Here is a 394-nt window from a genome sequence, read left to right as displayed (position 1 = left end):
CCGCCTTCAAGATCTTCGTCGTTCTCCAGATGCGTGAGCGGGGCCATGCCGAGCCGCTTCAGCGCATAACTGACGATCCCGGCCTCGGCAGCCCGGCTGGGCAGAGCAGGGCGTGTGGGTATGAATTTCGTCGGCGCCCAAGGCAGGGTCACTGAACTGTCGCGCATGAAGATCAGATTGGGGTTGACGGATGACTCGGATCGGTACGGCACGTGATCGCCGAGCACGTCCTCGAGGTAGAGCATCTCGACATGGTTCGCGACCAACGCGGCGAAGGCATCGTACTCGGCATAGAATTCCTCGACATGCGGCAGGTCGAGGAAGTTCAATTCGACCAGCCGCTCCTGCGACAGTGCCCTCAGCGATGAACCATGCCGCGGATGGTGCATCAGGA

1 protein-coding gene is annotated in these 394 nt (G+C 61.2%); it reads right to left on the bottom strand.

From position 1 onward, the window contains the following. Positions 1-394, bottom strand: a 394-nt coding sequence (locus tag EOA60_RS38100) for a hypothetical protein (RefSeq protein ID WP_206628497.1), incomplete at both ends; no start/stop codon positions are given.

Origin of the sequence: Mesorhizobium sp. M1A.F.Ca.IN.020.06.1.1, assembly GCF_004023265.1 — a bacterium.
Taxonomy (GTDB): Bacteria; Pseudomonadota; Alphaproteobacteria; order Rhizobiales; family Rhizobiaceae; genus Mesorhizobium.
Note: the sequence above shows the minus strand (reverse complement) of the source record. Positions and strands in the feature narration are given on the sequence as shown.